Annotated in this window: 1 protein-coding gene and 1 pseudogene; both read right to left on the reverse strand. The window is 56.2% G+C overall.

Annotated features, from left to right (window positions below; all coding sequences use genetic code 11):
• Positions 1-428: pseudogene (locus tag HK26_RS12580) on the reverse strand (ATP-binding protein); the annotation flags it as partial.
• Positions 415-765, reverse strand: a 351-nt coding sequence (locus HK26_RS12585) for a toprim domain-containing protein (RefSeq protein ID WP_180539575.1), incomplete at its 5' end; no start/stop codon positions are given. The gene HK26_RS12585 and the pseudogene HK26_RS12580, both read right to left, overlap by 14 nt.

The raw sequence follows: 765 nt of genomic DNA on the forward strand, positions 1-765 counted from the left end.
ATCTGTATATGGTCGCCATACAGGCCAGCAGAAAAGCACTCACGCTGCAAGAACTCAGCAGTGCGGTTGATATTAAAGTCAACCACAACCTCACGCGTTGTCTCATCGCCATTTCCATCCTTGTCTTTAACCTTGGCGGTTTTTGGGAATGTTTCTTTCAGCCAGTCTATATTGCCGCCAAAGAGCGACAGCAGATCCGGCCTGCGTGTCATCTGTGACGCCTTGAGCACCCGGAGCTGGCCCACACGGTCCAGAAAGTAGAAAGCACCGCTCAGATGCCCGATGGTGACAACAGGGCAGGGCTTTTTTTCCTTGGTGGCTTCCGGCGGTTCGTTCCCGCCACCTTTGCCACCGTCAATGACCTGAAACTGGCGTTCCGCACCGGCTACAGCGGCGCGGATACCGTCCAGTCCATCACTTGAGCGCATCGTTAAAATCCTTTTGCCCCTTTGGCGGCATGGCAACAGAGACCGAGCGACCAGCCTGTATGTGCTGGGCTACGGCTTTTTCCAGTCCTTGCTGCGCCTGTGGGCTGCTGTCCCGGTCTGCCAGAATGAGCACGTTACGCGCGGCATCTGGCAGACGGATTGTTCCGAGATTTGCGAGAGAAATTGCTGCGAGAATACGCAGATCAGGGCAGGCCAGAGCGACTGACAGGCATGTTTCTATGCCCTCTCCAATCGCCACCGTTTCATCTGGTGAGACCTGTTTGAGAGCTGTTCCGGCCGCACCCTTGCGCAGCCGGATGCAGGAACCACGGAAACC

The sequence above is a fragment of the Acetobacter okinawensis genome, from assembly GCF_002153655.1.
Lineage (GTDB): Bacteria > Pseudomonadota > Alphaproteobacteria > Acetobacterales > Acetobacteraceae > Acetobacter > Acetobacter okinawensis_A.